The sequence below is a fragment of the Psychrobacter nivimaris genome, assembly GCF_904846365.1.
GTDB classification, from domain to species: domain Bacteria; phylum Pseudomonadota; class Gammaproteobacteria; order Pseudomonadales; family Moraxellaceae; genus Psychrobacter; species Psychrobacter nivimaris_B.
Window position 1 is genome coordinate 1 of record NZ_CAJHAL010000053.1, and the last position, 9,139, is coordinate 9,139.

The 9,139-nt window shown below is 40.0% G+C and carries 9 protein-coding genes, 1 tRNA gene and 2 pseudogenes; 5 read left to right on the forward strand and 7 right to left on the reverse strand.

Features of this window, described 5'->3' with window-relative positions:
* A pseudogene (locus JMX63_RS14775) lies at positions 1–69 on the reverse strand (transposase); the annotation flags it as partial.
* A gap of 411 nt (positions 70–480) precedes the next feature.
* Here JMX63_RS14775 and JMX63_RS13900 point away from each other — a divergent pair.
* From JMX63_RS13900 to JMX63_RS13910, 3 genes are read left to right on the forward strand one after another with little or no spacing between them, the layout of a single operon-like run.
* On the forward strand, positions 481–1,644 hold the full coding sequence (locus JMX63_RS13900) for an iron-containing alcohol dehydrogenase family protein (RefSeq protein WP_201573063.1): 1,164 nt from the start codon (positions 481–483) through the stop codon (positions 1,642–1,644).
* Positions 1,645–1,658: 14 nt separating this feature from the next.
* A complete protein-coding gene (locus JMX63_RS13905; protein ID WP_102092562.1) occupies positions 1,659–3,005 on the forward strand; it encodes a hypothetical protein in 1,347 nt (448 codons plus the stop codon).
* A 6-nt stretch (positions 3,006–3,011) separates the two neighbouring features.
* On the forward strand, positions 3,012–4,379 hold the full coding sequence (locus JMX63_RS13910; RefSeq protein WP_227673349.1) for a sigma-54 interaction domain-containing protein: 1,368 nt from the start codon (positions 3,012–3,014) through the stop codon (positions 4,377–4,379).
* A gap of 121 nt (positions 4,380–4,500) precedes the next feature.
* Here JMX63_RS13910 and JMX63_RS13915 read toward each other — a convergent pair.
* From JMX63_RS13915 to JMX63_RS13935, 5 genes are all read right to left on the reverse strand, one after another.
* Positions 4,501–5,666 (reverse strand): IS3 family transposase gene (locus tag JMX63_RS13915; RefSeq protein ID WP_201573065.1). Its coding sequence is split into 2 segments (ribosomal slippage): positions 4,501–5,408 and positions 5,408–5,666, totalling 1,167 coding nucleotides; the frame shifts between segments, so codons are not numbered across the junction.
* Positions 5,667–5,795: 129 nt separating this feature from the next.
* Positions 5,796–6,116: a hypothetical protein gene (locus tag JMX63_RS13920; protein WP_227673350.1), complete on the reverse strand. Its 321-nt coding sequence runs from the start codon at positions 6,114–6,116 to the stop codon at positions 5,796–5,798.
* 10 nt (positions 6,117–6,126) lie between these two features.
* A complete protein-coding gene (locus tag JMX63_RS13925; protein WP_201573068.1) occupies positions 6,127–6,420 on the reverse strand; it encodes a hypothetical protein in 294 nt (97 codons plus the stop codon).
* Positions 6,417–7,661: a site-specific integrase gene (locus JMX63_RS13930; protein WP_201573071.1), complete on the reverse strand. Its 1,245-nt coding sequence runs from the start codon at positions 7,659–7,661 to the stop codon at positions 6,417–6,419. The genes JMX63_RS13925 and JMX63_RS13930 overlap by 4 nt, the downstream gene beginning before the upstream one ends.
* Positions 7,662–7,687: 26 nt before the next feature.
* The gene (locus JMX63_RS13935; RefSeq protein ID WP_021815097.1) at positions 7,688–7,903 is read right to left on the reverse strand and encodes a hypothetical protein; all 216 of its coding nucleotides are present in this window, start codon (positions 7,901–7,903) and stop codon (positions 7,688–7,690) included.
* Between the two features lie 122 nt (positions 7,904–8,025).
* On the opposite strand from JMX63_RS13935, the gene JMX63_RS13940 reads away from it, so the two are divergent.
* Positions 8,026–8,262 carry a helix-turn-helix domain-containing protein gene (locus JMX63_RS13940; RefSeq protein WP_192519426.1) on the forward strand — a complete coding sequence of 79 codons (237 nt, stop codon included), beginning with the start codon at positions 8,026–8,028 and terminating at the stop codon, positions 8,260–8,262.
* 476 nt (positions 8,263–8,738) lie between these two features.
* On the opposite strand, the gene JMX63_RS13945 is transcribed toward JMX63_RS13940, so the two are convergent.
* Positions 8,739–8,813: transfer RNA gene (locus JMX63_RS13945), tRNA-Gly, on the reverse strand.
* Positions 8,814–9,052: 239 nt separating this feature from the next.
* Here JMX63_RS13945 and JMX63_RS13950 point away from each other — a divergent pair.
* A pseudogene (locus tag JMX63_RS13950) lies at positions 9,053–9,139 on the forward strand (IS1595 family transposase); the annotation flags it as partial.

The window sequence follows — 9,139 nt, forward strand, 5'->3', positions numbered from 1 at the left end:
GTCATCGAAGCTGTTCATGCTACCAGCCATTTGCTCGGCCAGTTTTTTAATGTCAGATTGAGTAGTCATTGCTTATTCTCCTGTTAATGGATTATAAGCAGTTACACAGTTTTTAGGAAACTCCCCGAAGATCATCCAATTTTACTATGCCACTACACTTATCAGGTGTCCTAGTTTAGTTGACCACTACAGTTCAGCCTAAACTTGTTAAACCGCCTTAACTATAAAGTAGGGCGGTTTATTTTTTTGTAGGATTTGCAATCTTATGAATAGTTTTATTTCAACACTCAGTCTTATCTGATGAATAAAATCATAAAATAAATATTAGTGATGATTTTATTCATCATAATTAATAGGCTTTATAATCGTTTTAATTAATTTAATCTTTTTTATCAATTACTTATATTTTTTTAATAAGTTTGGTACGTAGATTGCATCAATGTTACTAGAGTTTAACTTACAAATACTCGAGGTAAATTGATGAATACTGATAACGTTCAAATCTTTAAAACTGCTCGTCGATTGTTGACAGGTGAGAACTCTAGTTATCTGCTACCTGAAGAGATGGCTAGCTTAAATGTAAAAAGACCGTTAATTGTAACGGATAAAGGTGTCAAAGACGCCGGTATTATTCAACCAGTCATTGATAATCTCAAATCAAACGGTGTTGAAAATATATTTATTTACAGTGATATTTCAGCAGAGCCAGAAACCCACATTGTTGAGGCTTGCTGTGAGACTTTCGAAGAAAATCAATGTGATGGGGTTATCGCTATAGGAGGTGGTAGCGCAATGGATACGGCAAAAGCCGTTGCGATTTATAGTGGTGAAACAAGATCATTGAGCGAATTATTCGGTGAGGATAAAGTAGCGCCTCGGAAAATCCCTTTAATTTGTATGCCAACAACAGCAGGAACAGGCTCTGAAGTTACTAACATATCAATATTGTTGGATGTTCAAGCACAGATTAAAAAAGGCATAGTAAGTAATGAGCTACTACCAGATGTTGCTATTGTCGCTCCTGAGCTAACATTGAGCTGCCCAGAATTTGTTACTGCTGCAAGTGGCGTTGATGCGCTAGTACACGCAGTAGAGAGTTACTTATCTAATTTTGCTTCCGAAATCACTAAATCTTTATCCATTGCTGCAATCCGAATGATTGTTGATGCATTGCCTGTTGCTTATCAAGAGCCTACTAATATAGCTGCACGTGAGAAAATGGCTACAGCTAGTTTAATGGCGGGGTTAGCTTTTGGTAATGCTGGCGTTGGAGCTGTACACGCGCTTGCGTATCCGCTTGGTGGTAGATTCCATTTATCTCACGGTGTTAGTAATGCAGTTATGTTTTCTCATGTGATGAGGTGGAATAGTACTAGTTGCCCAGACAAGTTTATCGATATTGCGATTGCTATGGGTGCAGACCATTCTATTAGTGAATCTGAGGCGGGGGACTATGTAGTCGCTAAAATTGAAGCATTATGTGTGTCTGTATCTATCCCTAAACAACTTAGAGAGTTTGGAATCGAGTTTGACGATTTAAATGAGTTAGCTACTTCAGCTAGTGCTGTGACCAGGTTATTGCGAAACAACCCTAGACAACTTAGTGTCAAAGATATTGAAACTATATACCAAGAAGCCTTTTAAGGAGGAAGTCTGCTATGTCTTTATGGAAGAAGCGAACGGCAGCAGGAGAAGCATCTTATTATCCACTAGGACCATTTAAAGTCCGACTACCCTTTCTACATTACCGTTTTGAGTGGCCTGATTATTTCCAAGGTCTACTCATGTGTGCTGTTGATTTAGCTGCTATTCCGCTAATGACAGAACTACTGGGTATGCCCTTTGAAGCAGCCCTTGCCATTGTGATGATCAATGGAATTTTTTATCTACTCCATCACCTATTAGGTGATCCTGTCGTACCTGGGTGGATCACACCTGCTATACCTCTACTTATTATGTATGTATCTACTTTTCCTGAAGGAGAAAGTAGAGTCCATGCGCTCATTGCTTTTCAGATGATGTTAGGCTTATTCGCCATATTTTTAGGAGCATCAGGTGCAGCTAAGCGAGTCGTTCATCTTATTCCTAGTGCAATTAAAGCAGGCATCATTATGGGTGCCGGGCTAGCTGCAGTATCTGTGGTTTTTCAAGAAGGCGGGCGGTTTGAGACTTATCCGTTTACTGTTACTATCGCTGTTGGGATCGCATTTTACTTAATCTTTTCGCAGCATTTTGCTAAGTTAAGAAAGTATCATTGGAGCTTTCGTTTTATTGGTAACCTTGGTGTATTTCCTATTATTGTACTGGCAATTATTCTTGCGCCGATGTTCTCAGAAGCACCTTGGCCAGATATCCAGTGGGGTATCACAAAGCCAGACTTTGTGACAATGTTTACCGAATATACTGTATTTGGTGTAGGTCTCCCTCCAATGACAATGTATTTAACAGCTATTCCAACAGTCCTGGCTGCTTACATCGTATTATTTGGTGATGTATTACAAAGCAAATCCATATTAGAAGAAGCTGATGAAGCACGCCAAGATGAAAAAATTGATTACGATCCGAATCGAGCACATCTGATTTTTGGCGCTCGAAATCTGGGAATGAGTATTATGGGACCAGATGTTGCAATGTGTGGTCCTTTGTGGGCAGCAATGCATGTTGTGATTGTTGAGCGATACAAGCAGGGCAGACAGGCAATGGACTCAATATTTGGGGGTGCTGGTTCTTTCCGCTGGGGGACTAATACTGGATTGTTACTATTGCCTGTAGTCAGTTTAGTACAACCAATACTAGGAATAGCATTAGCTTTAACATTATTGATTCAAGGCTATGTTAGTGTTCGAATTGGCATTCAAGAAGCGCGTTGCGATAGTGATCTAGGTATTGCTGGTGTTATTGCTGGAATACTAGTTATAAAAGGTGCCACGTGGGCATTCGCTGCTGGAGTGTTATTATGCTTCTTAATATATGGTTGGCGTTTGCGTGAAAAAATAAAGGAGTAGAACTGAGTGTTCCTTGATGAAAATCTACAGAGGGTTATAGATGCGCTAAGTGATGGTGTCTATATCACTGATGGTAATGGTATAACAATTACTATGAACAAAGCTTATGAGCAAATGACAGGGCTACCTAAGCGGCGTTTGATCGGTTTGCATATGTCTGAAGTCGTCAAGGCTGGTTTTATTTCGCGTTCCGTTTCACTCGAAGTATTGAAAGAACTGCGTGCTATTACTATCATTCAAACAATAGGTAGTAATCATAAAATATTTGTTTCTGGTACTCCGATGTTCGATGCACAAGGTCGAATAGAGTACGTTGTCACTACAGCAAGGGATATAACAGAGCTTTTAAAAGCAAAGCATGCAGAAGAGCAGCTTGAGCAACTATTAAAACTAAGAGAGAATTACGGAACGTCAGTCGAAGAGAGTACTGCGCAAGAAAAATTTATTATTAGCCGTAATACGAAAGCTTGTTATGATTTAGCAAAAAAAGTTGCTGCAACTAGTGCCAAAATGCTTATTCAAGGTGAAACTGGTACTGGCAAAACATTATTAGCAAATACCATCCACCAGTATAGCAAGGTCTGTGACGGTCCATTTATTGAACTTAATTGCGCGGCTATGCCAGAAGCACTACTTGAAGCTGAACTTTTTGGATATATGCCGGGAGCCTTTACTGGAGCATTGATAAAAGGAAAGATTGGACTGCTTGAAGCCGCCAATAACGGCACTTTATTCTTGGATGAAATTGGTGATTTACCGCTCAGTTTGCAAGCAAAGTTACTTAAAGTAATTGCTGAAAATCGCTTTATACCTGTCGGTGGCACTGAGTTTAAAACAACAAACTTCCGCTTAATTTCCGCTACACATTATGATTTAAAAAAACTGGTAGAAGTAAAATTATTTAGAGAAGACTTACTTTATCGATTAAGTGTTGTTCCCATTTATCTACCACCGTTACGAGAAAGAAGCGATGAAGTTCGTCCATTACTAGAACATTACATTCAATACTTTAATGAAAAATATGAACTAGATTGTCATTGGCACGAAGATGTTCTTTCACAATTAAGCGGCTATAACTGGCCCGGTAATATTCGTGAGTTGATTAACTTAACGGAAAGGTTAGTAGTTACCGTTGATCAGTCATTAATTACATTTGCACATTTACCCAGTGAATTCGGTTTAAAAAGCCCTTTGAAACAAGATAAGCGCTCTTTGAAATCACAAGTAGAGGTTCTAGAACAAAAATTAATCAACGAAGCTATAGCGGAGTATGGCACTACAAGGGCAGCTGCTAACGCTCTTAATATTGATCAATCTACCCTAGTTAAAAAGCAAAAACGTTGGCGTATTAATGAAAGTAAGAATATATCTTAATGTATTTCTAACAAAGCTAGGGCTTGCTATCAATTAGCGGAGATATTTCAGAACTAAATTTAAACTGTGTATAAGTGACCCCTGCCGTCAATCCCGTAGACTTAAACTTGGGAGATTTTAGTTACGCAGCTTGACGATAATAATCAAACCACACCTGTCTTGGCGATTGATAGCCCAAACCCTTTTGAATCCTCGTCTGATTGTAGTACAGCTCGATATAACTGATAATATCATTGATGGCTGTGAACCTTGTTTTATAGTCTTGATGATATACCAGCTCATTCTTTAATACGCCCCAGAAGCTTTCTATCGGAGCGTTATCGAAACAGTTGCCTTTGCCGCTCATTGAGCCTATAAATTGATGCTGCTTAATGGTCTTGTGGTAGGCGTGACTGCAATACTGGCTGCCTCTATCAGAATGCACAATTAGTCCCTTGCTTGGGCGTTTATTCTTAATTGCCATGTTAAGCGCACGACATACTAAATCTGCGGTCATGCGCTTGTTAATAGCGTATCCGACAAGCTCTTTAGTGTATAAATCTTTGACTCCAGCTAAGTACAGCCAACCTTCGTTTGTCCAGATATAAGTAATATCGCTGACCCAAGACTCATTGGGACGCTTGGCGTCAAACTGCTGATTCAGCACGTTGTCATAGACCAGTTTATTGTGATTGGAATCAGTAGTGACTTTAAAGCGCTTATGACGACGGCACTTGATGCCGTGTTCCTCTTTAATACTTCTAACCATGTAGGGACTGATGTCATGGCCTTGATCACTTAGATGCGCATGTAGACGATCTACGCCATAACGCTCATATGTTTCAGTATGAGCGGCTTTGACTAGTAGCTCGCAGTGATTACGATGTATCTGCTGATCACTAATGTCACGACTTGACCAGTCATAGTAACTTGATGATTTAACCTTTAATACACGGCACATAGTTGTGATGCTAAATATCTGCTGATTGTCTTTGATAAAAGCGTACTTTACTAGCTGTGCTTGGCGAAGTACGCCGTCGCCTTTTTTAATATCTCGCGCTCCTCCTCAGCAACTTTAAGCTGGCGCTTTAGCCGTTTTACTTCTTCAAGGGCGCTCATAAGATCAGGATCGTATTGTTCAGTGCCCACAAGCTTGCCCTGATTGGCTTTATTCTGCCAGTTAGATAAGGTTTGCATGGCGATCCCGAGCTGCTTTGCAGTAGCTGAAATATTGCCATTATTATCCGCTATCTTCTTGACAGCTTCTGCTTTAAATTCTGTGCTGTAAGTTCTAACTTTCTTGGTCATGGTAAACTCCTCGTTGAGTCGTTAGTTTACCAAGTTTACTTGTACGGTTTCTTCAGCATAGCTCAGAGATACTAGATACAAGAAAAGGCCAGACAACTTATGCTGCCTGGCCTTTTCGATGGTTAACACTTATTTGTTTTCTTTATCTGTCCGCCATAAAGCATGCTCACATATTGCGCATAACCAACTGTCTTGTGCACGCATATAAGGAATGTCAGCAGGTACTTCGATTGGACAAGCATAACCGCAGTACTCACATACCACATCGTCTAAGTAGGCATAACACTGAGCAACTGTCTCAAAGAATACTTGAGGACTTACCTCATACTTCTCACAAAGCGTCTTCACATGTTTAATAAAGCTGCTCTGATTATCATATGCCCAGTAATCCTCACATATTTTGATATCATATGGGCTCTGCGTCATATTAGGCTGAAGTTTTATACTCATCATATTCTCCTCAGTAGCTGCCATAGTCAGAGTGCGGTAGTAGCTCATAAAGTTCGCTTTGAAGCTGACTGCGCATATCTTCCACAAAGTACCCATCCTGAGCATCCAAGCGCTTCTGCACCCACACACGCATCGCCATATCGTTATTAAAACACTGCTTCAATCCTAAGAAGCGTGCTAGGTTATGACCAGATGAAATATATAACTCACGCATCAATGCATTAGCGATAAGGTTTGCATCCTCACTGATTGCACCGTCAGGTTTAAACTCACCAAACAGCTGCTCATAATTGATGATTTTCATTGTGACGTCTCCTTGTCAGTTTGTGCATTCGTGATTAGTGCTTCAGTGTCAGAGCTATTCGATGCACTGGTTAGCTTCTCCTTGCTCGCCAGTAGCAAGTTATCCATCGCTGAGCCATCTTGACGAGTGATATCAGGTACATAACGGCTATATACTCGAAACAGCATCTCTGTACTGCTATGGCCCATCTGACGTGCTATCCACTCAGGGTTCTCACCAGCAGCGAGCCAAAGCGTGGCTGCCGTGTGCCGAGTTTGATAAGCACGCCGGTGTTTCAAACCGAGTAGGGCAAGAGTTGGCTTCCACACCCGTCTATTCACATTACGGTACTCCATTGGATTGCCTTGTGAATTGCAAAACACAAACTCTGACTTACCAAAGGTACGAGTCTTTTGCTCCAGTAAGGCGTCATAAACTAACTGTGATATCGCAATATCACGCTGTGAGCCTAATGTCTTCGTCGGACCCATCTCACCATTAACTAATGCCTCTCTTATACTGATCTCACGACGATCAAAGTTAATGCACTCCCATTTAAGCCCATCAATCTCACTGGTACGCATCCCGGTAAAAAAGCGAATGGTGTAGTAGGGCCTATAATCAGCACGGACATGTTTTAAAATCAGCCATACCTCACTTAAGGTAAAAGGATTTACATCAGGACGAGCTTGCTTGAGATTCTTAATATTTTTATAAGGCATCTCAAACTCATGGCGATCTGATGCTTCTTCTAGTATCATACGAAGAAGTATCATGATCTGGTTGATCCGTGCTACTGACAGACTTGACTGACCATCTTTACCGTAACGAACTTTGGCGAGAGAGCTACGGAAGGTCAGCAAGTCTGATTTTTTTATGGCATGTACCGCTTTGCCACCAAACGCAGGTAAGAGATACTTATCTAGAATAATCTGTATCTTTTGTCGATAGCTCGGTCGCCATTCAATCTTCTTCTCCTCATACCAAATATCGACAAACTGCTCAAAGGTTGGATTGCGACTGATACAAGCTTCGGCTCTATCAGCCAGTGCCGTCATCTCCTGCGCTCGTTCACTCTTTGGAAAGTAAGCGGCATAGTCGAAAATACCTAGAGTGATTTCTGCTTCCATTTTTTCGATAATTTTAGCCAGCTTCTTTCGATTAGCTTGAGTGTCTGTGAGGTTGGTTGTCTCACGGCAACGCATATTCAAATATCGAAAATCTACGAATAGCTTGCCACGTCTCGATCTTATTGACGCCATTATTTGACTCCTTGTTTAAATAAAACTTACTGTAAAGCCATACCGTTGATGGCACTCATAACCGGCTTGCACATATCCTCTTCGATACGCTCCCAAACGTACAAAATCTTGCGACCGCCAAAAGGACGAATGTAATGGATGTTTTCAATCAAAACAGTGTCCTTAAGTTGGTTACGGATAGTACGTGCATCGTATTTGATACGATCGGCTAATTCTTGAGTAGTGAGATAAGTCTGTGACATAATAGTTCTCCATGTGAAATAAATTTACTATTAGTGAATGATTAGTTATCACTAATGAGTACATATTATCTATAAATATTATCACTTGCAAGCACTTTTTTATCACTTTAGGGATTTTATAAATGATTAAGCTCAATTTACCTGTTTTATTTGCACAAAGAGGCATCCGTGTAGCTGATGCTGACAGGATGTCTAAACTAGGAAGATCTACTTTGTATCGAATGTACAATAATGAAGTCACTAGAATAGACTTTGATTCATTAAATGAGCTTTGTAAGCTTTTAGATTGCACACCCGGCGATATTATCCTCTATGAAGAAGATGAAGTTTGTGAGGAAGGGGGCTCAGAAGAAAGTTAGAATGCTTAATAGAATAGTTCTTTGGAGTGTCTTGAAAATCATCAAACTTAGCGCCGATAAATATGCTACTCGTCCCAATTTTTTTCAAATATTAGGTTGTGGTCATCACAGTTTAAACGACAATTAATCTTAGATGTTATAAAACCAAAATGCATTTTAGAAAAATTATACCTCTGAGAAACACGTTTTTTCCTGAATTGAGGTTGGGTTCAAAAGTCAGCATAGTGCCAAATTTACTAGGTTAGGTATCATGATGATTTTTGAACCAAAAATAGCTAGGTTGTGGTCAGATACGCATACGCAGTTTTAGGGCAGGGCACGGTTTGGGCACCAAATGGGCACCGCACCGAAAATGGGCTTTTTGATTGAGTAGCTAGACTTAACTGAATTAGAAAAGATATTTCGAGAATTTCTCTATAAGCCCCGAAAATTAGACAAAAAAAAGCCTCACTGTTAAGTGAGGCTTTTTAAGTATTTGGAGCGGGAAAAGAGATTCGAACTCTCGACCCCAACCTTGGCAAGGTTATGCTCTACCACTGAGCTATTCCCGCTAATTATCAATTAACTATCGTCAGTTGATGAAGGCGTATTATACGCAGTTTTTTTTAGGTGTCAATACCTATGACGAAAAAAATTGAAGTTATTAAAATAGGCATGTCTTCTGGCCATGGATATATGTTATAACGGTTTATTATAATATGTATTCCAAAAGCTTTGTAGTACATAAATAAGCTGGGACGCACTTTATAATTGGGGCTGTAGTAGATAAGCACTATGTTAGACTACTTTTATGAAGATAACCCGTTGTAAAATAAGTAAAAAAGTACAGCGAAGGCTGTTAGAGTTTTTCACAGCTGAAGTGACTGCTAGAACAGCC